This is a genomic window from Mucilaginibacter corticis, from assembly GCF_007558865.1.
In the GTDB taxonomy this organism is placed as follows: Bacteria; Bacteroidota; Bacteroidia; order Sphingobacteriales; family Sphingobacteriaceae; genus Mucilaginibacter; species Mucilaginibacter corticis.
Genome location: NZ_VLPK01000008.1, coordinates 105859 through 131091 on the forward strand (window position 1 = coordinate 105859; position 25233 = coordinate 131091).

25 protein-coding genes are annotated in these 25233 nt (G+C 44.1%); all 25 read left to right on the plus strand.

All coding sequences use genetic code 11. The features are described 5' to 3' along the window. Window positions 1-3 precede the first annotated feature (3 nt). Window positions 4-1014, plus strand: a complete 1011-nt coding sequence (locus FO440_RS23885) for a glycosyltransferase (RefSeq protein WP_186292790.1) — start codon at window positions 4-6, stop codon at window positions 1012-1014. Window positions 1015-1025: 11 nt separating this feature from the next. Further along, the gene (locus FO440_RS23890; protein ID WP_144250837.1) at window positions 1026-1940 is read left to right on the plus strand and encodes a hypothetical protein; all 915 of its coding nucleotides are present in this window, start codon (window positions 1026-1028) and stop codon (window positions 1938-1940) included. Beyond that, complete coding sequence (locus FO440_RS23895) at window positions 1937-3082, plus strand: glycosyltransferase family 9 protein (RefSeq protein ID WP_144250838.1); 1146 nt, start codon at window positions 1937-1939, stop codon at window positions 3080-3082. Before FO440_RS23890 ends, FO440_RS23895 begins: the two co-directional genes overlap by 4 nt. Continuing rightward, on the plus strand, window positions 3069-3995 hold the full coding sequence (locus FO440_RS23900; RefSeq protein WP_222104049.1) for a glycosyltransferase family 2 protein: 927 nt from the start codon (window positions 3069-3071) through the stop codon (window positions 3993-3995). The genes FO440_RS23895 and FO440_RS23900 overlap by 14 nt, the downstream gene beginning before the upstream one ends. A gap of 129 nt (window positions 3996-4124) precedes the next feature. Continuing rightward, the gene (locus FO440_RS23905) at window positions 4125-5393 is read left to right on the plus strand and encodes an MBOAT family O-acyltransferase (RefSeq protein ID WP_246104317.1); all 1269 of its coding nucleotides are present in this window, start codon (window positions 4125-4127) and stop codon (window positions 5391-5393) included. Further along, window positions 5393-6502, plus strand: coding sequence for a hypothetical protein (locus tag FO440_RS23910; protein ID WP_144250840.1), 1110 nt, complete (start codon window positions 5393-5395; stop codon window positions 6500-6502). The genes FO440_RS23905 and FO440_RS23910 overlap by 1 nt, the downstream gene beginning before the upstream one ends. Window positions 6503-6508: 6 nt before the next feature. Continuing rightward, the gene (locus tag FO440_RS23915) at window positions 6509-7384 is read left to right on the plus strand and encodes a glycosyltransferase family 2 protein (protein WP_186292791.1); all 876 of its coding nucleotides are present in this window, start codon (window positions 6509-6511) and stop codon (window positions 7382-7384) included. A gap of 45 nt (window positions 7385-7429) precedes the next feature. Beyond that, complete coding sequence (locus FO440_RS23920) at window positions 7430-8332, plus strand: glycosyltransferase family 9 protein (protein ID WP_144250842.1); 903 nt, start codon at window positions 7430-7432, stop codon at window positions 8330-8332. Window positions 8333-8352: 20 nt separating this feature from the next. Continuing rightward, on the plus strand, window positions 8353-9096 hold the full coding sequence (locus tag FO440_RS23925; RefSeq protein ID WP_144250843.1) for an FkbM family methyltransferase: 744 nt from the start codon (window positions 8353-8355) through the stop codon (window positions 9094-9096). Beyond that, complete coding sequence (locus FO440_RS23930) at window positions 9096-10031, plus strand: glycosyltransferase (protein WP_262711517.1); 936 nt, start codon at window positions 9096-9098, stop codon at window positions 10029-10031. Before FO440_RS23925 ends, FO440_RS23930 begins: the two co-directional genes overlap by 1 nt. Then, window positions 10028-11077 (plus strand): acyltransferase family protein, encoded by a 1050-nt coding sequence (locus tag FO440_RS23935; protein ID WP_144250844.1) that lies wholly within the window; start codon window positions 10028-10030, stop codon window positions 11075-11077. The genes FO440_RS23930 and FO440_RS23935 overlap by 4 nt, the downstream gene beginning before the upstream one ends. 3 nt (window positions 11078-11080) lie before the next feature. After that, window positions 11081-12043 (plus strand): hypothetical protein, encoded by a 963-nt coding sequence (locus FO440_RS23940; protein WP_144250845.1) that lies wholly within the window; start codon window positions 11081-11083, stop codon window positions 12041-12043. A gap of 1 nt (window position 12044) precedes the next feature. Next, window positions 12045-13007, plus strand: a complete 963-nt coding sequence (locus FO440_RS23945) for a glycosyltransferase family 2 protein (protein ID WP_144250846.1) — start codon at window positions 12045-12047, stop codon at window positions 13005-13007. Further along, window positions 13004-13711, plus strand: coding sequence for an FkbM family methyltransferase (locus FO440_RS23950; protein ID WP_144250847.1), 708 nt, complete (start codon window positions 13004-13006; stop codon window positions 13709-13711). Before FO440_RS23945 ends, FO440_RS23950 begins: the two co-directional genes overlap by 4 nt. Then, window positions 13712-14881, plus strand: a complete 1170-nt coding sequence (locus FO440_RS23955) for a glycosyltransferase family protein (RefSeq protein ID WP_144250848.1) — start codon at window positions 13712-13714, stop codon at window positions 14879-14881. After that, window positions 14878-16086, plus strand: a complete 1209-nt coding sequence (locus FO440_RS23960) for a glycosyltransferase family protein (RefSeq protein ID WP_144250849.1) — start codon at window positions 14878-14880, stop codon at window positions 16084-16086. The genes FO440_RS23955 and FO440_RS23960 overlap by 4 nt, the downstream gene beginning before the upstream one ends. After that, a complete protein-coding gene (locus FO440_RS23965) occupies window positions 16079-17035 on the plus strand; it encodes a hypothetical protein (RefSeq protein ID WP_144250850.1) in 957 nt (318 codons plus the stop codon). The genes FO440_RS23960 and FO440_RS23965 overlap by 8 nt, the downstream gene beginning before the upstream one ends. Next, window positions 17032-17772 carry an FkbM family methyltransferase gene (locus FO440_RS23970; protein ID WP_144250851.1) on the plus strand — a complete coding sequence of 247 codons (741 nt, stop codon included), beginning with the start codon at window positions 17032-17034 and terminating at the stop codon, window positions 17770-17772. Before FO440_RS23965 ends, FO440_RS23970 begins: the two co-directional genes overlap by 4 nt. Next, window positions 17763-19076: a glycosyltransferase gene (locus FO440_RS23975; protein ID WP_246104318.1), complete on the plus strand. Its 1314-nt coding sequence runs from the start codon at window positions 17763-17765 to the stop codon at window positions 19074-19076. The genes FO440_RS23970 and FO440_RS23975 overlap by 10 nt, the downstream gene beginning before the upstream one ends. Next, the gene (locus tag FO440_RS23980) at window positions 19051-20142 is read left to right on the plus strand and encodes an acyltransferase family protein (RefSeq protein WP_186292792.1); all 1092 of its coding nucleotides are present in this window, start codon (window positions 19051-19053) and stop codon (window positions 20140-20142) included. Before FO440_RS23975 ends, FO440_RS23980 begins: the two co-directional genes overlap by 26 nt. Further along, window positions 20139-21296: a glycosyltransferase family 4 protein gene (locus tag FO440_RS23985; protein ID WP_144250853.1), complete on the plus strand. Its 1158-nt coding sequence runs from the start codon at window positions 20139-20141 to the stop codon at window positions 21294-21296. Before FO440_RS23980 ends, FO440_RS23985 begins: the two co-directional genes overlap by 4 nt. Window positions 21297-21331: 35 nt before the next feature. Next, the gene (locus tag FO440_RS23990; protein ID WP_144250854.1) at window positions 21332-22732 is read left to right on the plus strand and encodes an exosortase Y-associated Wzy-like protein; all 1401 of its coding nucleotides are present in this window, start codon (window positions 21332-21334) and stop codon (window positions 22730-22732) included. Continuing rightward, window positions 22729-23868 carry an XrtY-associated glycosyltransferase XYAG1 gene (locus tag FO440_RS23995; RefSeq protein ID WP_144250855.1) on the plus strand — a complete coding sequence of 380 codons (1140 nt, stop codon included), beginning with the start codon at window positions 22729-22731 and terminating at the stop codon, window positions 23866-23868. Before FO440_RS23990 ends, FO440_RS23995 begins: the two co-directional genes overlap by 4 nt. Further along, the gene (locus FO440_RS24000; RefSeq protein ID WP_144250856.1) at window positions 23861-24481 is read left to right on the plus strand and encodes a class I SAM-dependent methyltransferase; all 621 of its coding nucleotides are present in this window, start codon (window positions 23861-23863) and stop codon (window positions 24479-24481) included. Before FO440_RS23995 ends, FO440_RS24000 begins: the two co-directional genes overlap by 8 nt. Further along, the coding region (locus FO440_RS24005; protein WP_144250857.1) for a glycosyltransferase family 2 protein at window positions 24478-25233 on the plus strand (756 nt) is incomplete at its 3' end. The genes FO440_RS24000 and FO440_RS24005, both read left to right, overlap by 4 nt.

Here is a 25233-nt window from a genome sequence, read left to right on the forward strand (position 1 = left end):
TTATTGTCGGCAAAACCAGGGATTTCGGTGATCGTTTGTTGTTATAACAGCGCGGAGCGCCTGCCCGAAACCCTGCGGCACCTGGCGCTGCAGCAGGTTCCTGCTGCGGTTCCCTGGGAAATTATAGTGATTGATAATGCATCTACGGATGCGACGGCAGTTGTTGCCAAACAAGAATGGGATAAATACGGGGATAAAGCCATAGCATTTAACATATTATCGCAGCCGGTCGCCGGTAAGAACCATGCTTTTAACATGGGATTGAAAGCCGCCGGGTACGAGTTCGTGCTGACCTGTGATGACGATAACTGGCTGTACCCGGATTATATTGCCAGGGCGTACCGGGTCATGGCTGGCGATCCGAAAGTCGGCGCGCTGGGCGGATGTGCGTTCTATGAACCACAACAACCCGCAAACAGTGAAATTGCGGAGTTTTCGTATTATTATGTGAACGGGCCGCAAACCTGGGCCGAGACAGATCATTGGGTCTATGGGGCAGGCTCTACTTATAGAAAAAGTATATTAACGGGTCTTTTTGACAGCGGCTGGGATCAAATAACACCGGGGCGTAAAGGAAAAAGTCTGATTAGCGGGGAGGATACAGAGTTTTGTTTTATGATTTATTTAAGCGGCTATAAGATCATCGCGGACGATGAGTTAAAATTCAAACATTTCGTTCCTTTAAAACGTCAAAACATCAGCTATATCCTCGGCCTTTCTTTTTGGCTCAGCTACTCGCATGTGCTGATGAATACTTATTATCCGATTTTAAATGCCGATGAAAGGCCGATCAGCCAGATTATAAACGATTGGTTTTTTGGCGCGACTAAAACCTACCTCAAGAACCTGTTGCTCTTAACGCTAAAAAAAATGAAGTTTTGGGATAAACTTACTGTAGCCGAACAAATTAAATTTAATAAGATCTACGGGACCTGGTGTGCGCTGTTAACAAACAGAAAAAAGGTCATCGCGCATCATAAGCGTACCAGGTTTGTATTGTCAAACAAAAACTGATGCAGCAAATAATGGAAGCTAAAATAGATAACAACCTGGCACCGGTGATCTTGTTTATCTATAACCGGCCGCATCACACCCGGGAAACACTGGCGGCTTTAAATCAAAATTTACTTGCCGGTCAATCTGTATTATATGTTTTTGCGGATGGCCCGAAAGAAAATGCGACAGCTGCTGATCTGGATCTAATTCAACAAGCCCGCGCGGTTGTCCGTGAAAAACAATGGTGCAAAGACGTGATCCTGATCGAAAGGGACAAAAATATGTACCTTGAGGATAACATTATAGACGGAATAACCCAGGTGATCAACAAACATGGGAAGGCGATCATGCTGGATGATGATCTGATCACCTCGCCTTATTTTCTGCAATATTGTAATGATGGTCTGCAGGTTTACGAACACGACAAGCAAATTTTTTCGATCAACAGTTATATGCTCCCGATCGATTTTGAAACAGGGCCCGAAACATTTTTGTGCCCGGTGGCGACCAGTTCTACCGGGTGGGCGACCTGGGCAGACAGGTGGAAGCTATTTGAGGCCAGTCCGGCAGAGATCCCCGAAATCGTTGCAGACATGTATTTACAAAACAGGTTTAATGTAGGCTTAATGGATAAAATGTATATGCTGACACAAATGCATACCTGGGATATCCGATGGTATTATACGGCATTTATCCGGAACGGGCTTGGCGTATTTACGACTAAGTCGCTTATTTTTAATATTGGTTACGACGGGAGCGGGACACACAAAGGCGGGGAAGACTTCATTCAGGAACTTTACACCGAACCGATGCAGGTGACCTACCAGCAGACTATCAATTTAAAGCATTATTCTAAACTATTAAACTTTGTAAAGCCTGACCTGGTTTCTAAAAAACAAAAGCTCAAAAACATCGTCAAACGACTGATCGGCTATAAGCCATGAAATCACTTACTGGAAAAATCAAATTTGTATTGATCCGGGTGCTTGCGCCCGCGATCATTAAAACAGTGTTTTTTTTCGTCCCGAGGAAAGAAAAAACAGTGTTGATCGTCCGAAGTGATGGTGCAGGTGATTATATTTTATTCAGGAACTATTTGTACTTTTTAAGAAACTCGGCTAAATATAAAGATCATCGGATCTACATTCTTGAAAATTCGGTATGTAAGGAACTGGCGACTTATTGGGACGCTGAAATTGTCGACGGATTTATCTGGTACACAGATGGTAATTTTTTAAAATGGGAACTGGTTAAATTGTTGTACGATCTTCAAAAGTTAAGGATTGAAACCATCGTTTACACGAACTACTCCCGGAAATTTACCGTCGACTGGATCATCGGCAAGGTAAATGCAAAATACAAAATCGCCGTCGACGGTGATTGCATCAACGCATCGCCTGAATTGAAAAGCAGGGGAGAAAAATACTACACGGAACTGCTGAAAGTCAATGATCAACCCTTGCATGAATTTGTAAGGAACAAACAAATCTTTGAGACGATGACCGGGGAAAGATGCGACCTGAAAAAACCATTTATCGTGGGTCATCAATTACGCCTGCGACCCAATGGCAGTATTGTTATTTTCGCAGGCGCGGGTCAAACTCATAAGCGATGGAACCCTGTAAGATTTAACCGGTTATGCTTACGGATCGCAGAAAGGTTAAAGATAAAGATCATATTGGCGGGGGCAAAAGACAACGCGGAACAGGAACTGGAAATTAGCAAGGGGCTATCTGATGAACAGCTATCACACCAAACCGGGCTAAACATGATCAGCCTTTGTGAACTCATCGGCGGGGCGGATCTTTTAATCTCCGGTGATACGGTCGCCATCCATATCGCGGCATTGCTTGGTATACCGGCTGTTTGTATTGCGAAAGGGGATCTTTACGGCCGGTTCATTCCTTATCCCCCTGAGCTGTCAGCGCGTATCAGGTGCATATTTCCGGTAAACTTTATCACCACAACCGAGAACTATGACCAATGGTCGCCTTTTGCCATTGATGAGGTTTCGGTCGAGGATGTATTCGATGCGGTTGCAGAAATATTAAATTACGAAGTACAAAATAAAATTGAACCTGCCTGACCTAAAACAATATCGGCTGGCCCTGGAAAAAAAAGGCGCTTTCTGTCCACTAACGAACGTGCCGGTAGTTAAAGAAGGGTTATTAAATGTCTTACCGGAAGCGGGGGAAAGGACCGGCTGGCCCTGGACAACAGAAACAGATCCTTCCATTTACACCGGCAGGAGAAACTGGCCCAAAATTACAATCGTTACGCCGTCTTATAACCAGGGGCAGTTTATTGAGCAAACGATAAGATCTGTGTTATTACAGAATTATCCCAACCTGGAGTATATTATTATTGACGGAGGCAGTTCTGACCAGACAAAAGAGATCTTGCAAAAATATGCCCCATGGATCAGTTACTGGCAAAGTGAAAAAGATCATGGACAGGGCCACGCAATTAATTTGGGCTTTAGCTTAGCCTCGGGAAACTATTATGCCTGGATCAACAGCGATGATTATTATTTAAGTAATGTCTTCCATAAGGTGGCCGATCTTTTTATTAAAAAGAAAACTGATTTCGTGTATGGCTATGGTTATAGTTACCATAGTGACAGCAAGGAATTTGAGCTGATAAAAGTCTTACCTTTTTTGGATTTTTTTATGAAGATCCCGAGCCTGATACAGCCGTCCGCCTTCTGGAGTTCCAAAATACACCAGCCTGTTTGGGAAAAATTGAACTGTTCACTGGATTTTGAGTTATGGCTCCGGCTGGTAAAGGGAAATAAACGGCAGCTGATCAAAGCGCCGCTTTCTGTAGCGACTGTGCATGAAGATGCGAAAACACATGATCCTAAGATGGTTGCAAAATGGCAGGAAGATCATGAAAATATATGGTCAGCAGAAGGGCATGGGGAAGTGTTCGAATGGAAAAGAATAAATTTCCTGAATAGATGCCGAATGAAATTATATAAACTGCTCAGATTGATTTGAGTCCAATGACAAATGCTTTTTAATTCGCTCCTGTTTTTAGTTTTCTTTTTGATCGTAACCTCCGGTTATTATTTATTGCCGCACCGGTTTCGCTGGGTCTGGCTATTAATGGCGAGCTGTTACTTTTACATGTATTTTAAACCTGAATACCTGTTAATCATTCTTTTTACGATTATTGTTGATTATGTCGCGGGGATATTGATAGAAAGGGCGGCAGGCCATACCAAAAAGATCTTTTTGCTCGCCAGCATCATTACCAATGTCGGTGTGTTGGCATTTTATAAATATTTTAATTTTTTTGCAGAGAACCTCAACTTCCTTTCCCGGTATTTTCATGCACCGCAAATTCCTTTGCTAAACTTTATTTTACCTATTGGTCTTTCTTTCCATACCTTCCAGGCCATGAGTTATACAATTGAGGTGTATCGCGGGAACCAGAAAGCAGAAAGGCATTTCGGGCTTTACGCGCTGTATGTAATGTTTTATCCGCAAATGGTAGCCGGCCCCATTGAACGGCCCCAGCACATCTTACCGCAATTGCACCGGGCGATCAGCTATAATAGAGATACCTTTATTTCAGGGGTTTTTTTAATGGCCGTAGGTTTTTTTAAAAAAGTAGTCATCGCCGATCGCTTAGGGCTGTATGTTGATCCTGTTTTTTCCAACCCACATGGCCACTCTGCCATCGAACTGCTTTTAGCCGCCTATTTTTTTGCCTTCCAGATCTATTGCGATTTTAGCGGTTATTCTGATATCGCCATCGGAGCCGCCTTGACTTTAGGGATCGAGCTCATGAAGAACTTTAATTTACCTTATCTTTCCCATAACATCGCGGTGTTTTGGCAGCGGTGGCATATTTCGCTGTCAACCTGGTTCAGGGATTACGTCTATATTCCGCTCGGAGGCAACAGGGTCAGTTTTTACAAGCTTTGCCGCAACCTGCTGGTCGTTTTTCTGGTTAGCGGATTATGGCATGGGGCAAACTGGAAATACCTGGTCTGGGGCCTGATACATGGTTGTTTACTGATTCTTTACCAGGTTTTAAAAAAATTAAAAATAACAGTGAACGGGTTTACTTTCCTGAAATGGCTGATCACTTTCAATTTAGTTTGTCTTGCCTGGATATTTTTCAGGGCAAATACCGTAGGCGAGGGGATGTACATCCTGCTGACTATCCTGAAGTTCAAAAGCCTTGAATATAGCGCGACCAGCCTGATGCCGGTAAAAGAGATTTGGTACTGCGTGTTAATCATCGGGGCCTTGTTAGCAGGCGAATGGTACCTGAGCGCCGCCGAACTTTCAACAGGCAAAAAGATTTTTATGACGCTGACGTTGGGCATAGCCTGTTACCTGCTGGGCATATTCAACGAGGCACAATTTATTTACTTTCAATTCTGATGCGGAAGACCATCTGCCTGTTCCTGCTCATCTCCGGTGTCGCCCTGTTGTATTTAGCCATGAACCAAACCTTGATCAATAAGATTAAACAGGACAGGTATTTTGACCATTTGAACCCGCCGGCAGCCTATAACAAAACCTTATATTACAGGATGTTTGTGAGATCGGACCGCTGGCGATACGGCGATCTTTACGGGTTATGCTATTTGCCCTGGTTCAAGGCCAATTTGGAACCTTTCAAGAAATACGGTTACAACAACCGGCAGAAATTGACCAATCGCATACTTTATATTACAGGTGACAGCTTTTTGGCTGACAAAACGATGGAAGGCGCCTTCAATGGCTTTGATAACGTAGTCTTCTTAGACCAGCGTTTTCCCTATGGGCCGATAGCATTGGATAGTTCCAAGGAAAACTACCTGATCATGGAATTTACGGAAAGGAGGTTAAACGGATTTGACTTTTATAAAACAGACGAAGCAAAATGGGCAAAAGCTGAAATTTCGGCCAAATTAAATTATTCGAAAAGAACGGCACCGGGGACCGACAGTAAATTACCTGCAACTATTTGGGAAAGAATAAACAACGCCTTTTTTAATAAAGATCTGAGCCGGAACTTGGCCTTGTTGCTTTTCGACGACAGGATATTTACGCCGGTCAAGGAGCTAAAGGCAACCCTCAATTACAGATTGCTTGGCTGGTTGCCTCAGGAAGTGGCGATCAGTACGGATGAAAAGCGATTGTTGTTGAACATCACAGTCGATTCAAGTTACCAGCAATCTGCTTTTAAAAATATATCCGGCTCGCAGCTTGATCAGATCAATCAAAATCTGATGGCCGCCAGATCCTATTATGAATCTATTGGTTTCAAAAAAGTATTTTTATCCCTGATACCCAATCCTGTTTCGATCTATGATGCGAAAAGAATGCCCTACAATCATCTTCTTGAGCGCGTAGAAAAGAAAACAAATTTGACGGTGATCCCTTTGTATAATACCTTTAAAAGTTACCCGGGTAATCTTTATTACAGGAATGACGCACATTGGAATCCCAACGGATTTGATATTTGGATCAGCAAAACAAACGAAATCCTTAATGCCGGAAATTAAATTCGTGTGAGGCCTTTTTTTTCAATTATCATTCCGGTCTTTAACAGTTCGCCTACGCTGCCCCGGCTGCTGGAAAGTATTGTTTTTCAGCATTACCGTAATTACGAGCTCGTTTTTGTGGATGGCGCGTCAACAGACGATACATTGACGCAACTCGCCGATTTCGTGCGCCTGAACCATGAGCTTTCTGTTGTCATTGATTCCCGGCCGGACAAAGGGATATATGATGCGATGAACCGGGGCGTTGAAAAGGCATCAGGGGAATGGCTATATTTCATTGGGGGTGACGACCTTTTTTGTGATGCAGGTGTGTTGCAGTCGGTCAAAGCAGCAATCGAAACGGAAAAGCCAGACCTGATCTACGGGAATGTGGAAGGTATTTCCAGCAAAACCAGGTATGTGTATGACAGCAAGGCGAAAGTACTGGCTAAAGGGATACACCACCAAAGCGTATTTTACAAGCGTTGCATTTTTGACGAGCTGGGGAAGTATGACTTGTCATATGCCACTGCAGCGGACTATGATTTTACACTTAAAGTGTTTTTTAACGAGGAATATCAGATAAAATATATTGACCGGGATATCGCCTGCTTTGGAGAAGATGGGTTCAGCGCGTCCAACTTTGACTATAAATTTTTTAGCGGACATTATCGTTTGCTCAAGCGCCACAAGGCGCTGGACAAGCTTGCTGACCCTGCAAAGTGTCTTACAGACTCCATTTATTGCTGTTATTACCTTGCTGGGAGAAAGAATGACAACGCGATAGCCTGGCGGAACCTGTTATTTTACGTGTCCCGCGTCAAACGGGCTTCACTGGCTTTCAGAGCGGCAACTTTTTTACATATGTTAAAATGGACGGTGAAACGTCCCTGGATGATTTAAGTGTCAATTAAAAGCACTTTCCGAACCATTTTTGAAACATTGCGCATGTTCTGTAAGAATGGCGTGCCATCGCATATTTTGTATTTCGGGGACTCGCTCGGGGATAATCTTTTATTGACGACCCTCTCGAAAGCGTTATATGAACGCGGCTATCAAAATATCTGGATAAAATGTGATCACCCGGACCTTTTTAAAAATAACCCCGTCGTAAAACTGGTTATCCCGTTTAATACCTTGCTTTCATCTTATTTACTGAAGCTGGGTAACGTGAAACTGGTGCGTCCGGCTTATACAACATATCAGCCTGAAGAAGACAGGGACTTAATTCCGGAGAAGCACATTCTCCTAAAAATGGCAGATTGGCTTGATATAAAAGGCACCATTGAAAATAAACCTGTTCTGGACCTCGAGGTTGCCGAAACGGCGAAAGGGCTTATTTACGACAAACAAATTGTTATCGTCACCTCAACGGTAAGCGCGCTGATACCTATGAAAAACAAGGAATGGTTTGCCGGGCGGTACCAGCAAATTGTCGACAAGTACGCCAACCAGTATCAGTTCATCCAATTGGGTTCAAAATATGATGCGCCACTCACTAATGTGCTTGACCTGAGGGGTAAAACGACCATCCGGGAGAGCGCCGCCATCTTAAAAAATGCGAGGCTGTTGATTACGCACGTCGGGTTTATGATGCACCTGGCCAGGGCGGTGGATTGTCGCGCGGTGATCATTTATGGCGGCCGTGAAAGTCCGGATCAATCAGGCTATTCCGTTTTTCGGAATATCTATAGTGAAGTAGCGTGTTCGCCCTGCTGGTTTCACAATAAGTGTGAACACGACAGAAAATGTCTGACCAGGATAACCTCTTCGGATGCAGAACACGCGGTACTGGAACAATTACAGCTCTATGGGACACCGCTAACGACCGACCTGCTCATTAACATATAAAAATTCTAATTTAGTAAGTGATGAACCTGATAAAAAGAATGATCCCCAATAACATCAAACAGGAAGGTAAGTACTTTCTGATGGATTTATTGAAAATCCCCTATAACCGCTTTGGGGTACCGGTTGAGATACAGGAATGGCTGCCGAACAATAGGCCGATCACGTTTATTGACATCGGTGCTTCATACGGCCAGTTTTCAACAGCCTTATCCCAGTATTATAACATCGAACGCGCCATTATTGTTGAGCCATTAACTAACCATATCCCCATGCTCCGGTCCAGATTTGCAGACCAGGCAAAATATTCCATTTTTAATTTGGCTGTTGCCGAGTCATCCGGGGAAGCTGATTTTTATACATTCGGGGATTATGATTACAACAGTTCTTTTTTGAAGGTTAAGAGAGAGTTAATGCGCTTGCCGGGTTTTGAAGAGGCAGAAGAAGTGACTTTGAAAGTAAAAACAGAGCCGCTTGACCGAATCACCGCTGATTGCAAGATCGGCAGTATTGATCTGCTAAAAATTGATGTACAAGGTGCGGAGCATATGGTACTTCGATCGGGCTATGAAACTTTAAAGCGTACCCGGCTCGTTTATATTGAATTTTCGTACAGGCCGATATATGAAGGGTCATCCACCTTTTTTGATCTTTATAAAATACTGACCGACCAGAATTTCCGGATGGTCAGTGTCATGCCTGGTTATAAAACAGAAGAAGAAGGTATATTACAGGGCGATGCTTTATTTGTCAACAATCTGATATAGTGAATATTCCTTTGTTATCAGTCATACTCCCTACTTATAACCCTGATTTGATACGATTGGGTCAAACGCTCGATTGCCTGAAAACGCAGACTTTACCCACAGAATTCTGGGAACTGCTTATTATTGACAATAATTCTGACAGCCCCGTAGCCGGCCAAATTGATACCGGCTGGCATCCCGCGGCCAGGGTAATCCGTGAACCAAGGCAAGGGTTGACATTTGCACGCTTAAAGGGATTTCTGGAAGCAAACGGGAATGTTGCGATACTGGTTGACGATGATAATTTATTAAATGAAAACTATTTGAAGCTTTCGTTGGAAATTTTCGAGGACCATCCTGGACTGGGTGCGGCCGGCGGGAAATCGCTCCCCTTATTCGAGTATGAACAACCGGCATGGTTAAAAGAATTTTACGGAAATTTGGCCTTGAGGGATCTGGGGGAACAGGTCATCATCAATGCCTGGGAGGCGACATATCCCATAACCGCTCCGGTCGGTGCCGGCATGGTTATCAGGATGGATGCCCTTAAAAGCTATATTAAAAAAATCACTTCCCAAAAAGAACCGATATCGGACAGGACAGGTAACTCCCTGAGTTCCGGCGGAGATAACGATATCGTACTTGAAATATTAAAATCCGGCTGGCAAACCGGTTATTTTCCGATGCTCAGCCTTATTCACATTATCCCGCAGCAAAGGACGAAGACCGAATATCTGGCGAGATTGATCAACCATACCAATAAATCCTGGATCCGTTTACTGGAAAGCCACCAAATCAATCCCTGGAAAAAAGTTGCTGATTGGACGGTCCCGTTAAGAAAAATGAAGGCCTGGTTGACTTATAGCTCATGGAAAGGCCCTGTTAACTATATCAGGTGGCGGGGCGCCTGCGGCACCTTTGACGGTTTGGCCAGAAGTAATTATTTAAAAAAATGACAAAAGAGAAAAACGGGTTTGACCTTCTGCGGATATTGCTGGCAGTGATGGTATTGTCGGTCCACTGCCTTTTGATCGGCGGGTATAACTTATCCGATCCGCTTGCCGTTTTTTCAAAAAATCAGATCAATCTGGCCGATTTGGGGGTAATGGGTTTCTTTGCTTTGAGTGGCTACCTGATTACGGCAAGCTTTCTGCGCTCAGGAAATGTAGGTGTCTTTGCCACCCATCGCCTGCTCCGGATCTTTCCCGGTTTCTGGGCATGCCTTGTAATCACCGCGTTTGTGCTTGCGCCCCTTATTTTTCTTTCAGGCGAACAGCCTTTGTCCCGGTTTAATTTTACCGGTCCGGCCGGCGCCCTGAGTTTTATCGGGCATAATTTATTTTTAAAGATCAATCAATGGAGCATTAAAGGTTTACTAGACCGGGCAGCTTATCAAGGTTCCCTTAACGGCAGCTTGTGGAGTCTTTTCCCCGAAATCCAATGCTACTGCCTTACACTCGTCGCCGGTCTCTTCGGACTTTTTGAAAAAAATAAATTCCTTTACCTGCTAATCACCGTTATCGTGTTTTTCTATTATGCGATTAACGTCAATTTCTCAAAAAATTTCGGGCCGACAGTACTGATATTATCGCCGGCGTTCAAACTATACGCGGCATACCTGGCAGGATCGGTTGTTTTTCTGTTCCGGGATTTTGTAACGCTGGACATGAAAGGCACTGCGCTGTTATTCTTGTTTATATTGATGCTGCTCAAGTTTGGCGGATTTAATCTCGTTTCTCCTTTCCTGATCGCACTGTTACTGATCAACTTATTTCAGTCGTTCAAGTTCAGCATCAAATATGATGTCTCTTATGGTATTTATATCTACAGTTTTTCGATTCAGCAGGTATTGTTTCACTTTTTCGGTAAAGGCCTTGATGTGTGGGTATTCATTTTAATGTCTGTTTGTTTTTCGACGTTCGCCGGGTTTTTGAGTTATGTTGGGGTAGAGCGGCCATTTATGAACTTAAGGAAGAAAACCGACAAAACTCTCAATAAATAAGTTATGTCGCTAGCAGGGAAGTTACTATACAAATTTTATTACCAGCCCAAAACTCAAAAGGAGGTGGTCCGGAAATTCGGAGGAAAGCAGCGTTATCAGGAAATGCTGGCTGCCGAAAAGGAAATGGAAAGGTATGCCCTGGATATTTTGACTATTAAGAGCGACTTTAACCCTGAAGGCCGGTTTAAAATTAATTTTTTAACCGGCGACCGGTTTATACACCAAAGCCTATTTTGCGTATACAGCTTCTTTAAATTTTTAACCCCGGGGGAGTCAGGACAGTTTTCGGTAAATTTCTACAGCGATGGCACGCTGAGCGATCAAGTTTCCGCGATTTTGCGGCAACGGTTCCCGCAGATACGCCTAATCTCCTCTGCGGAAACAAAACAGGCATTAAAAGAATGCCTGCCGGTAGCCACTTTTCCTAAACTGAATGAAAAGACGGCCGTTATGCCCCTTTTTAAAAAGTTGATCTACCCGCATTTAAAGCAAACCGGGGGTGCTGCATTTTTTGATTCAGATATGCTTTTTTTGAAAAAGCCTGTTGCTTTTCTAAATTGGGTCGGGCAATATGAAGAGAATCAAAACGCTGCTTTTGGTATCTCAGATGTCCAACGCAGTTATGGGTACCAGGAACAGGAGATCCGGAAAATATGGTCGTCTGGTGTTTCGCACAACATCAACTCCGGGATGTATGGCATCGACAGCAGTAAAATAGATTTGCATTTTATCGAAAACCTGGTTAGCGACTTTGAAAAAAATTTCGGATCCCAATACTATCTTGAACAATTAATTACCGCTATTATCCTGGAAAGGACCGGGAATTTAGTAGTGGCTGATCCGCAAGAATATATCGTTCTGCCCGGAGCAGCGCAAGTCCGGTCACAAACCGGGACACTTCATCATTACGTGAACGAATCGAAAGCGCTTTATTTTATCGAAAGCTGGAAAAAACAAATTGTTTGAATTGAACGATTTAACAAAAAATGAGCCATTGGTGTCGGTTTGTATGCCGGCATACAATTGCGAACGGTACATCGGAGAAACCTTACGCGCGCTTTGCAGCCAAAGCTATTCAAATATCGAAATCATCGTTGTCAACGATGGTTCCGCCGATGGTACGCAAGCCGTCGCCGCCGATATCGGCGATAACCGGATCCGGCTCATCAATGTCCCGAATGGCGGTGCGGCCAGGGCGAGAAATATCGCTTACAGGCAAAGCAAGGGTGAGTTTATTGTTTTTTTTGACGCAGACGACCTGGTAGGGCCTGATTTCATTTTTAATCAAATGCAATTAGCTATGCAATGGCCTGAATGTATGATCGTTTCTGCCTGGGGCCGTTTTTACGCAGACATGAAAACTGATTTTATGCTGTGTAACGAGCCATTGACCACCCCGCATACTTTAGAGCAATGGGTTATCATTAACTGGTATCATTCGCGGCATAACACACCGCCCGGCAGACTGATGCTGCCCAGGGTAATTGTGGATAAAGCCGGGCCCTGGAACGAAGAGCTGACGCTCAATGACGATTTTGAATTTTTTACCAGGGTAGCTTTACAGGCAAAAATGATTGTTCCTTGCATGTCAGCGGTTTATGGTTACCGGACAGGGGTTAACGGACTTTCCTCTCAAAAAAATGACCCGGCATATCTTTCTTTATTCCGATCGATGTTGCTTTCATTTGAACCTGTGCTTGCGAAGTACGGGGCGAATGAAAAAGTGCAACGATCGTGTGCGAACTTATGGAAGGCCTATATTTACGAGGTTTATCCGCGGCTAACAGAACAAAGAAACTTCGCAAAAACGCAAATAAAAGTGTTAGGAGGCACCGATTTTAACTATCCTGCCGGCGGATTGACGAGTATATTGATCAAGTTCGCGGGATGGCGAATCGTAAAACAACTTAAAATACTGGTAAAAAAATGAATCCATTGCTGCTGGCAAATAAAGTCTGGAATAAGTTATTTAAAACGAACCTCAACTTGTCCTTTTCGCAATGCGGCGAAGACATAATTTTGTTGTTCCTGATCAATTCCCTCGGTCTCAAGGGTGTCAAATACCTGGATATCGGCACGAACGATCCCCGGGAAATGAATAATACCTACTTGCTCTACCTAAAAGGGCATCAGGGCGTATGTGTTGAACCGGATCCTGCTTTTCACCGGAAAATCAGCCGTTGCAGGCCCAAAGATATGTTAATTAAAGCGGGTGTCGCCTTGACAAACCAGGATAATGCAGATTTTTTCCTGATGGATGACCCTGTACTAAATACATTTTCCCTCGCGGAAGCTGAAAATATGGTAGATAAACACCATCGAAAGATCAGAAAAAAAATCAGCGTGCAGCTAGTCGCCATCAACGAAATCCTCGAAACGCATTTTACTTTTGAAACACCGCTGGTGATATCCCTTGACGTGGAAGGCCTTGACTTTCAGATTCTCGAATCAATCGATTATTCACGTTACCGGCCCGGCATTATTTGTGTTGAAACGGTTGAATTTTCCAATAACCTAAGTGGAAAAAAAGATGTTGCCATCGCAGAATTTTTAAATAGGCGCGACTATTTATTGTACGCAGATACGCATATTAACAGCATTTTTATTGATAAATACCTGCTCCCTAAGGCCTGAATGAATATACTCTTAGCTTTCTTGCAGGATTTGACTGAACAACCGCATCCGGTGCCCGGATATCGGTTTTGGAGCTATTATATGAAAAACGGTATCGAAGAATCCGGAATGCAATGGCAGGAGGTTCCCGGCGTGGACTGGGCGGCGGGATTGGTTCCTCATGAAAACGAACCCGCGATTAATGCATGGAAAGACCAGTCCTGGGAACGAACGCTGAAGTACATTAAAGCCAACCGTAAACGCATCGATTTTTTCCTATGCTATCTTTACCCCAAGCAGATTGATATGGTCGCAATAAAAGAAATCAGGGCGCTTGGACTACCCTGCGTTAACTTTTACTGCGATAACGTCCGTGAATTTTCTAAACCGCCGGCAGAATTTAAGGTGTTCGACCTGGTATGGGTGCCTGAATATGAAGCTTTGCCGATGTATAAAAAGGCGGGAGTGAAACACATTCACCTGCCGATGCCGATGTGGGTCTCGCCCGCATATCGCAATCTTCCTGTTCATGAAAATGGAAAAATATCCTTTATCGGCTCAAAAGACGCGCTCAGGGAAAAATTGCTGGCGGATGTCATTGAAAGGGGATTGCCGGTGGAGGTGCGTGGCGATGGCTGGTTGGCCGCTTCGGGCCTTGCAAATCCTGAACCTGCAGCCGGTTATGGGACAAAAATAAAGAACCAACTGAAAGTGCTGGGCAGAACCGGGCTAAAACGATTCCTGATCTACCATCTTAACCGTTTTCCTGTCAGCCCTCACAGCGCAGTTCCGGTACAAAATATTTTCGCCAGGCCAGATTTTGACGGATACATGGATCTTACAAGGAACAGTAACATTATGCTTGGGATCAACCGGGTGCCTGTTTTTAATGAATTTGGCCAGAGATCGACGGTCTACAGCAGGTTACGGGACCTGGAAGCGCCGATGCTGGGTGCCTGTTACCTGACGGAACACACCGCCGGGTTAAAAAGTTTATATGAAGTGGGGAAGGAGATCGAAACTTACAGTGATACCGATGAATTGATGGCCCGGTGCCTGGAATTACTCGGTTCCTCTTCCCGAAGAATGGCGTTGCGGAAACTAGGACAAGAAAAGGCCCTGACCTTTCTATCCATACCGCAAACACTCGGGAAAATAACTCAGGTTCTGTTTAGCGGGGGAGTCGCATGAAGGGACTTACAATCGGGATCGTCACGCAGTCGCATCTTTGCAGGAACCCACGCGTACTCAAAGAGGCTATCGCCGCAGCAAGCGCGGGGTATGAGGTGATCATCCTGAACACTGTTGTCTCGCAAGCGTTGTACCGGGAGGATCTGTCAGCGGTTTCCGATCATCCCCATATCCGGATCAGCCCGGTTGCCGACCTCACCCAGTCAGGTTTGCGGTCTTTCACAGACCGGGTAGTTCTTAAATTGGGGATGTTCTTTGTCTCCAGGTTGAAAGTTCAAAGTTTTTTAGCACTCGGCTACGGAGCCTTGCGGTATTTTAGCTGTTGTAAGGGCATCAGGGCGGACCTTTATATTTGTCACCAGGAGCTGGCGACCTACACAGGCTCCAGGCTTTTGAAAGCCGGATTTAAGGTGGCATTCGACCTGGAAGACTGGTACTCAGAAGACTTGCTTCCCGGGGCCAGAGCGACGCGACCGGTTAATTTACTTCGTACAGCAGAGTGTAAGGCGCTACGGCAAGGGGTATTTTGTATGACAACATCTTATGCCATGGCGAAAGAACTAGCGAAGCGCTATGATAGTGCAGTTCCTGCCGTTATCTACAATATTTTTCCGCGCAATAGCGAAAGCGCACCAAAGAAAAGCGCATTTACAACGCCGTTGAAACTATTTTGGTTTTCGCAAACCATTGGTCCCGGCAGGGGAATTGAAGAGTTTATCCGCTTATCTTCCAGTTTCCGTCAGGGTTACGAACTGCATTTGCTTGGGAACGTCGATGAATATTTCCGGGAACAATTAACAGCATTGATGACGGGAGTGCACCGGTTGTTTTTTCATCCGCTGGTCACTGAACGGGAATTACCCGACAGGATCAGGGATTTTGATATCGGTCTTGCACTTGAGCTCACCGAACCCTTAAGCCGAAATTACACCATTACTAATAAATTTTTTCAGTACCTGGAAGCCGGTCTGCCGGTTATCGCAACCGCGACGGCCGGCCAGCGGGAGGTCTTTGAACAATTCAAAGCTGGTTTCATGTTACCGACTGCACCCGGACCAATAGACCTGGAGGACCTGGAAATTTGGTTAAATAACCCCTCAACTTTGCGCAAAGCACAATTTACGGCACATCAGGCGTCAGCCTTTTACACTTGGGACAGCCAGATGAAGACCATGTTGACATTAATTCAGGGAGCCATTGGATAAAGTCAGTTTACAGATCAACCTTGCGCCCGGTGATTTTTTATACGCAAGGCACATATTAAAGCACCAGCTCAGCATTTTGGCGCCGCAAGTTGATGAAATTATTTTAACGGTCGAAACCAAAGCCAGTAAAGGACGGTTTAGCGGTGACTGGGCGGTGTATCGTGACCAGCTTACGAATTTCATCGTTAATGAGGTTCAGAACCAGTTTAATGCACGGATAGTTTGGGTGGACTACAGCACATCGGCAAAGCGGCTGGTCGGCAATTATTTCTTTGGCGGTGAAGACGTTCCGGAAAAGGATTTTAGGGGAGGACCTTACTACGCTTATTTTTATGGCCTGCTCATGGCTACAAATGACCTGGTTTTGCATTTGGATGCCGACATGTTTTTAGGCGGCGGCAGCCAGACCTGGGTGGGTGAGGCGAGGGCGTTTTTTAAAAAAGATAGTTCTTGTTTTATCGTTTCTCCATTACCTGGCCCGCCTCATCCTGACGATATTTTGATTAACCAGGATGTCAAGCTGAAGCTGGCATCTTATACCTATTCATTGAATGGTATGAGTACCAGGATCTTTATGATCGATAAAGCCAGGTTCCGTACCCATAAATTAAGTCTGCGCAAGCCGCCGCCACGAAACCAGGCAAAGGCAATATTCAATGGAAATCCGAACGCGGAACTGCCCGAAAATATACTCTCCGGTTACATTAGCAAGCATCAGCTGACCCGCATCGACTTTTTAGGTTCAGGAGTTGGTCTTTGGTCGTTACACCCCCCTTATCGTACACAGACTTTTTTTGATCATTTGCCCGCACTGGTAAGGCGAATAGAATCCGGTGACTTGCCGGATGCTCAGCGGGGATTTTACGATATCATCGATGAAGTCTGTGACTGGTCAGAGGCCAGGTCAAAACTGAAGCATAACCGTTGGTGGAAAAGAAAAAAGATATGATAAAACTAATTAAGCGATTGACCCGTATCCTGCTTCCGGAACAAAAGATCTGGGAGTTTAAAAACAAAAACAATATCCCTTCAATGGAATGGAGTCTTTTGCAGCTCAAAAGACTTGGGTTTTCCCCCAACTTCGTTATCGACATTGGCGCCTTCGAAGGAGAATGGAGCGTTATGTTTAAGAAAATATTTCCGTCAGCTAAAATATTAATGATCGAGGCCCAGGCTGAAAAAGAAAACAGATTACAGCAAACTACCGGCAGTCTGAGCGAAACTGCATATTATATCGGGTTATTGGGTTCAGAGAGCGGCAGGCAGGTTTCTTTTCATGTGAATTCGACGGTTAGCAGTGTGCTTAAGGAACATAAACCGAATGACTTTAGAACCGAGCCGCGTCGACTGGAAACACTAGACGGCATCCTGGCCAAAAATAGATTCCATTCGACGGGACCCGATTTCATCAAACTTGACGTCCAGGGATATGAACTGGAGATATTGAAAGGAGCAGTAGCATCATTAGCGGAGGTCCAGTTTATATTATGTGAGGTTTCTTTACTGGAAATAAACGCGGATGCGCCTTTACTGGCCGATGTCATCCGGTTTATGGACCAGTCAAGCTTTGTTACTTATGATATTTGCTCATTTATCAGGAGGCCCCTGGACAGGGCCTTATGGCAAACCGATCTTTTATTCATCAGAAAAGGGCATCCTTTAATTCAAAATAAATTTTGGAGCTAAAAAAGGTACTGATCATTTCCCCTTATTTTCCGCCTTCCAACACGGCCGATATGCACCGCGTCCGTACGAGCCTGCCTTATTTCAGGGAATTTGGCTGGGAAGCGGAAGTCGTCCGTGTTGCTGACCAGTTTTCTGCAGCTGCCAAAGACGAGCTGCTGTTGCAAAGTATTCCTACGGAAATAAAAATACATGTCATTCCTGCATTTGATGGAAGGATTTCTGCCAAATTGGGCCTGGGCAGCCTCGCGCTGCGCGCTTTATGGTTTTATTTTAAAGCAGTGAACGCATTGCTGCGGCGCGGAAAATATGACCTGGTCTATTTTTCGACGACGGAATTTCCACTGTGCATATTGGGGGCCTACTGGAAAAAACGCTTTCAGGTGCCTTATGTGATCGATATGCAGGATCCCTGGCATTCTGAATATTACCGGGATAAACCGAAATCACAGCAACCGCCAAAGTACTGGTTTTCCTACCGTTTGCATAAGTTCCTTGAACCTATAGCAATGAAAAATGTAAGCGGATTGATCAGTGTGTCGGCGAAATACCTGGACGACCTTTTCGAGCGTTACCCCGGATTAACTGGTACACCCGCGGAAACCCTGACCTTTGGTGCTTATCAACCGGATATCAGGATCGCTGCGGAAAATCAGCAGCGTTTCAGCCGGCTGCTGGGAAACGGTTTTGTAAATATCGTCTATATAGGCCGGGGTGGTGTGGATATGCATAAAGCTGTCCGGCCCGTATTTGCAGCATTGAAAAAAGGTTTACAGGAACAGCACGAACTATTTAGCAATTTAAGGTTTTATTTTATCGGTACCAGTTATGCCCCTGTTGGCAAAGGTATTCCGACCATCCTGCCCCTGGCCACGCAGTATGGTGTAGAATCGAGCATCATCGAAATTACGGACAGGATTAGTTATTACCATACGCTCGCGACGCTGTCCCAGTCAGATGCTTTGTTCATCCCAGGCTCTGATGATCCCAAATACACGGCTTCAAAAATCTATCCCTACATGATGATGGAAAAACCTTTACTGGCCATATTTCACAAAAGAAGTAGTGCAGTAGAGATATTGAATGACTGTACGATGAACGCCGCTGTCTTTACCTTTGATGAACATGACGAGGACATCAGTAATATCGTACACAGCTTGTTGGCTGATTGGGCTAAAAAGCTGTTGGTACCGATGGCGCTTACCGCTGGTTTCGAGAATTTTAGCGCAAGGCAACTTACCTTTTTACAAACCCGGCTTTTTCAAAAAGCAATCGCTCATTTTGAGAACGAGAATACAAACGCTTGACGGTTTAAGGTTCCTGGCGGCGCTCGGCGTGCTATGGATCCATGCCTGGACCATACATGGCAACCCGAGATATTATATTGGCCGGCTCGATATCGCGAGCGTTTTAGCAATAGGTGGGAACGGGGTAGACCTCTTTTTTGTCATCAGCGGATTTTGCATGTATTACTTTTACGGGTCGAAAACTATTTTTACTCCTGCTGATTTTTATCGGTTTTTGATCAAAAGGTGGGTAAGGCTTTCGCCTGCATTTTACACGGCGGCACTGATTTACCTATTGTATAATATCTTTGCCGGGCACCAGCACGCAAATATTCCGGCGAATATATCAACCAGTATATTTTATCTTAATTCCATATTTCCGCAATTCAACATCGCCCCGCATTTCTGGACACTAGGGGTGGAGTGGCAGTTTTATTTGATCATTCCGATATTATTGATGTATCAATGCCGGGCGGGTTTTGATAAAATATTTTTTTACCTGTTTGGCGCGCTTTTTTTATCGGCGCTGGTTTCTGTAATGGTATTTAAAGCACACTTTGATTTGTTGACTGATCAGCTCATTTTCAGGGGAGTGGAGTTCGGGGCAGGGGTTTACGTGGCAAGGCTTTTATTAAAGGATATATTTTATTTAAAGAAAAGAAAATTATGGCTGCCCGCTTTTATATTACTAAGCTATGCCGGCAGGGTTTTGATCTCAAAACCTGTATTAGCCCTGTCAGCCGATTTTTACAACGTATTTAAATTGTTTGGCTTTACTTTGCTAAGTAGCGGATTTGCCGGGATCTTGTATCTCTCGCTGACATCCGCTAAATGGTTAAAGCTCATCCTGGGAAGCCGGCTGCTCACGACAATGGGTAGAATATCGTACAGTTTTTATCTTTGGCATGCGATGCTGGTTCCGGTTATTGCCGGTTTTACCGTAAAGTATTTTCCTTTCATAAATGGTATCCTTGCGCCGGTAATGACAACCTGCCTGTGCGCTATCATTTTATTCCCGATTGCCGGTATCAGCTTCGCATTCCTGGAAAAACCTTTTTTGTCATTCGGAAACCTGACTAAGAAATGAGAAAACTGGCTATTGTTACAACACACCCGATACAGTATTATGCGCCGCTATTTCAATTATTAAATTCCCGCGGTAGGATCAACATAAAAGTTTTCTACACTTTAGGGAAACCAGGCAAGCCAAGAAACGACCCTGGATTCGGAAAACCGGTAAGCTGGGATATCCCGCTATTAGAGGGTTACGATTTTGAATGGATCCAAAATACAGCCGCCAAGCCCGGTTCCGATCATTTTTGCGGTGTTGTTAACCCCGGAGTGACGGATCGTATCAAAGAATGGGCGCCGGATGCGATCTTAATCTATGGCTGGGCATATCATGGACACTTACAGGTCATGCGCTTTTTTAAGAATAAAGTCCCGGTATATTTCCGGGGCGATTCCACCTTATTAAACGAAAAGCCCGGACTAAAACAGTTATTCAAAACTTTATTTCTGCGCTGGGTTTACAGACATGTCGACCACGCTTTTTATGTCGGACAGCACAATAAAGCTTATTTTAAAAAATATGGCTTAAAGGAACACCAGTTAAGTTTCGCACCGCACGCGATCGACAACAAACGATTTGAAGAGAAAAGGACCGATGAAGTGAAAGAGTTGCATGCTTCCCTGAATTTGAATGCAGAAGATATACTCGTACTATTCGCCGGTAAACTTGAGCCCGTAAAAAACGTAGCGACGTTGTTGTCCGCTTTTATCAACTTAGACCGGGAAAATCTTCATTTGCTCCTGGTTGGTAATGGTGTTAATGAACCGGAATTGAAATCAATGGCGCATGCCAGCAGCTACTCCTCCAATATTCACTTCCTTGACTTTAAAAATCAGTCATATATGCCTGTTTTATACCAATCCGCAGATCTGTTTTGTCTGCCTTCTAAAAGTGAAACCTGGGGCCTCAGCGTGAATGAAGCGATGGCCTGCAGTAAAGCCATCCTCGTTTCTGATAAGGTAGGCTGTGCGCCTGACCTGGTCAAAGAAGGGCTTAACGGCGCGGTATTCGAAGCCGGCAGTGTCCCTGACCTTTCGGCAACCTTAGATAGAATCACCGGAAGTAAAAATCAGTTAGGCGAATTGGGCCGCCGGTCTGCCCTGATGATCGGGCACTGGGACTTTTTCCATATTGCAAAAGAAATCGAACATAAAGTGTTAAATGGATAAATGATAATTTAGCTGATTCTTTCGTAAACTGAACTATGCAAAACACGCCATCGATCGAGCGATATTTACTACTTTTCCTGCCATGGGGTATTTCGTTATTGTTTATTTCCGATCCTATAGTATCGTATTCTATCGCCTGGCTGGGTTCCTTCTTTATTTTCTATCTTTCTTTGTCCGGTTGGGTCAGGTCCTTACCATCGGACCTGCCTGTTTCCGAACAACTTATGCGCCCTGTTTTCCTGGTTCAGATCATATTTGCAGGTTATATGGCCTGTACTTCTATTTTTTACTTCTTTAATGTTTTGGGTTATTATAATTTCGAAAAGGTCAATTATTACCTTGTCGATTTTGAAAAGTTAAGAATAACTGCGCAGTGTCAGCGCTATTATTGCCTGGGGCATGCCGCTTTTACTTCCGGGATAATCGTTTTTATGAAATATCCCAAAAAAAAGAAGTATGCGATCCAAAAAGACAAACTGGCAAATTTGCTATTGATGACGGCGCTTATAAGCGTTCCCGTAGCTATTGTTTTTTTAAGGATACCCGGACTGTCACAGTTTTATTTCCAACTCAACTCTTTAAGTTTTATCGCCGGCACGCTGGCACTGGCGCTTGCAATACCATTGCGAAAGATCGGGAATACCCTAATTTGCTTGTTTTTATACCTGTTTAATTTTTACCAGGCATTTATTTCAGGATTTAAGGAACCGATTATCATTAGTATTTTAGTATTGGGTATTTTTCTATATCCAAATTATAAAAAACTCGTGCTGCTGACCTTTGGCCCTGTGTTGCTTTTACTCTTTGTGTTTTTGCCAACTTATGTCAGTACATTCAGACAGAATGCCTGGTCAGGAGACGAAAATGCGGAAGACGCTTCTCAGATCGCGCTCGACGCGGCGCTGAATAAAGACGAGGGGGATGACACCAACTGGGGTTTTTTAGCTTACCGTTTAAGCGAGATCGACATGTTTACGACTTTTGTACAGTCAACGCCTGCCAAAATAGACTATTACGGAATTACGCTGCTGAAACAATCTACCATAGCGATCATTCCACGGGTATTTTGGCCGGACAAGCCCACTACTGAGGACTTGATCATGGAACGGGTCTACCAGGCAGGCGTGGTCAACCGCGGCTCAAGTGTGTCTGCGAAACCTGCCTATGTCGTCGACGCTTATTTGTCCGGTGGTCCTTTTGGTATATTTTTGGCCTTGTTTATCTATGGAGCAGTTGCCCAGATTATTTCTGTAAAAGCTGAAACGCTTTTCGGCGGCTATACCCTTGGCACTGCTTTGATATTTAGCGGTCTATTCCAAATCTTTTGGCGCGGGTTGAGTTTTGAATTTCTGATCAATTCTGTTTTCTGGAGTTATATCAGCATGATCGTCATCTTCCGGATTTTTAGGTCAAGAAATTTACTAACGGAGATTTGAAAATATTACAGATCAACGCATCCTACAAACCGGCTTATATTTATGGCGGCCCTACTATGTCCGTTGCCAAATTATGCGAGCAACTGGTAAATGCAGGTAATTCGGTTACGGTCTTCACCACTACCGCTAACGGCAAGGATGAATTACCGGTAATGGCGAACAAAACAATTATTGTAGATGGCGTTGAGGTAATTTATTTTAAGCGGAACACTAAAGACCATAGCCACTTTTCGCCTGCGTTATTGACCAGGTTGTGGAAAGATGCGCCCAAATTTGATGTCATTCACATCCATGCCTGGTGGAATTTGGTTTCGGTCTTGTCAGCATTTATCGCGGTAAGCCGTAATGTACCGGTGATCATTTCGCCACGGGGAACATTGAGCAGTTATTCTTTTACCAACAAAAATAATCTTGCCAAAAAGTTGCTGCATAATTTATTGGGTAAACGCTTGTTAAGACAGTCGTACTTACATGCGACATCGAATGCTGAATTGAAGAATTTGGCAGAAATTATTACCCCAAAGGGCATGTTTGACATCCCTAATTTTGTTAAGATCGCACCGTCGTCAATCCCTAAAAAACCAAGTGGCAAGGTTTTAAAACTGCTTTTCTTTTCAAGGATAGAAGAAAAAAAAGGGCTTGATATTTTGTTACACGCGTTGCCATTGCTGACCATTCCCTACCATTTAACCATTGCCGGTGATGGCGACAATGCTTATATTGACCTTTTAAAAAACATTGCACGGTATAACCAAAGCGAAAGTAACATCAGTTGGATAGGTTTTCAAAACGAAAACAAGTTTGATGTTTTTGTCGATCATGATCTGTTGGTATTACCTTCATACAATGAAAATTTTGGCAATGTGGTTATCGAGAGCCTTAGCGCGGGCACTCCGGTTTTGATCAGCGAACAGGTTGGCCTTGCAAATTATGTGGTTAAAAATGAATTAGGCTGGCTGTGCGAAACAACGCCGAGATCAATAAGCGATGCTATTAATGATATCGCCACAACAAAAACAGACCGGTTGGCGCAGATCAGCCTTGATGCCCCGGGGATAATTCACCGTGATTTTGATGAAGATCAACTGATCAAAAAATATATAGATATGTACCAGCAAGTTATCAACCATGTCTGATTATAAAGATTACGGTTTCTACGTTAGTGACCCCGCGCATACTTTTTCCTATTTACAGCAGCCTATACTATCCTTATTGGATAAAAGTAAAAACAAGTGCATACTTGATCTGGGCTGCGGCAACGGATATTTAGCCAATTTGCTGTTAAAGATGGGTTATAACGCGTTTGGCACAGATGCATCCGCCGAAGGCATAGCCATAGCCCGTGAAACCAGTCCCGACAGGTTTTTCCTGCAGGATCTGTCTACCGGTAAGTTGCCTGACGAGTTACAGGGCCAGAAATTTGATACCATCATATCAACAGAAGTTATTGAGCATTTGTATGACCCGGAAGGGTTTATCAATTTCTGTAAACAACAGCTTGCAGGCAGCGGCGAAATCATCATTACCACCCCCTACCACGGTTATTTAAAAAACCTGGCGCTTAGCTTGTTTAATAAGTGGGATAGCCACATGGACCCCATGTGGCATGGGGGTCATATTAAAATGTGGTCGAGAAAAACATTAAGCAAAGCGCTGACAGATGCAGGCTTTTCAAATGTCGAATTTATTGGATGCGGAAGAGTTCCGTATTTTTATAAGTCCATGATCCTTAAAGCCCGGTTAAATTGAACGCGACTTATTCCTTTATCGTTTTAACCTATAACGAAGAGCAGCACCTACCGCGCTTATTGCAATCAATTGTAGATTTGAATGCGCAGGTATTTATTGTAGATTCGGGCAGTACAGATGCTACCGTTAAAATTGGTGAAGAATTTGGCGCAAAGTTTCTTTACAACGCCTTTGAGAACCACCCCTCGCAATGGGATTTTGCATTAAAAAATTGTCCGGTGCAAACGCCATGGGTCATTTGCCTTGATGCCGATCAAACTGTCACCCCCGAGTTAAAACAACGTTTAATTGGTTTCAAAGACGAAGACCATTCAGGCTTAAACGGTATATACTTTAACCGTAAAAATTTTTTTAAGGGCCGCTGGATAAAACACGGTAGCTATTACCCATTTTATCTGCTAAAGATGTTCAGGTATGGCACAGGATACTCTGACACCACTGAAAAAATGGACCATCGTTTTGTTGTACCGGGGAAAACAGAGGTTTGGAAAGATGGTTATCTGCTCGAGGAAAATCTCAAAGAAAATAACATCAGCTTTTGGATCGATAAACATAACCGGTACAGCGACCTGGTAGCGCAGCAGGAAGTAGAACGTATGCAGTCGCCAGTATTGCAAACAGAGAAGCCAGCGTTTTGGGGATCGCCCAATGAGCGTAAGGCCTGGTTTAAAAAGATCTGGTGGAAACTGCCGCGGTATGTACGCCCGTCCTTATATTTTACACAGCGCCTTATATTTCAATTGGGTATATTA

Coding starts and splice junctions, on each gene's coding strand:
- FO440_RS23890 (WP_144250837.1), top strand. CDS start 1,026: ATGGAAGCTAAAATAGATAACAACCTGGCACCGGTGATCTTGTTTATC.
- FO440_RS23895 (WP_144250838.1), top strand. CDS start 1,937: ATGAAATCACTTACTGGAAAAATCAAATTTGTATTGATCCGGGTGCTT.
- FO440_RS23905 (WP_246104317.1), top strand. CDS start 4,125: ATGTATTTTAAACCTGAATACCTGTTAATCATTCTTTTTACGATTATT.
- FO440_RS23910 (WP_144250840.1), top strand. CDS start 5,393: ATGCGGAAGACCATCTGCCTGTTCCTGCTCATCTCCGGTGTCGCCCTG.
- FO440_RS23920 (WP_144250842.1), top strand. CDS start 7,430: ATGTTCTGTAAGAATGGCGTGCCATCGCATATTTTGTATTTCGGGGAC.
- FO440_RS23925 (WP_144250843.1), top strand. CDS start 8,353: ATGAACCTGATAAAAAGAATGATCCCCAATAACATCAAACAGGAAGGT.
- FO440_RS23935 (WP_144250844.1), top strand. CDS start 10,028: ATGACAAAAGAGAAAAACGGGTTTGACCTTCTGCGGATATTGCTGGCA.
- FO440_RS23940 (WP_144250845.1), top strand. CDS start 11,081: ATGTCGCTAGCAGGGAAGTTACTATACAAATTTTATTACCAGCCCAAA.
- FO440_RS23950 (WP_144250847.1), top strand. CDS start 13,004: ATGAATCCATTGCTGCTGGCAAATAAAGTCTGGAATAAGTTATTTAAA.
- FO440_RS23955 (WP_144250848.1), top strand. CDS start 13,712: ATGAATATACTCTTAGCTTTCTTGCAGGATTTGACTGAACAACCGCAT.
- FO440_RS23960 (WP_144250849.1), top strand. CDS start 14,878: ATGAAGGGACTTACAATCGGGATCGTCACGCAGTCGCATCTTTGCAGG.
- FO440_RS23970 (WP_144250851.1), top strand. CDS start 17,032: ATGATAAAACTAATTAAGCGATTGACCCGTATCCTGCTTCCGGAACAA.
- FO440_RS23985 (WP_144250853.1), top strand. CDS start 20,139: ATGAGAAAACTGGCTATTGTTACAACACACCCGATACAGTATTATGCG.
- FO440_RS23990 (WP_144250854.1), top strand. CDS start 21,332: ATGCAAAACACGCCATCGATCGAGCGATATTTACTACTTTTCCTGCCA.
- FO440_RS24000 (WP_144250856.1), top strand. CDS start 23,861: ATGTCTGATTATAAAGATTACGGTTTCTACGTTAGTGACCCCGCGCAT.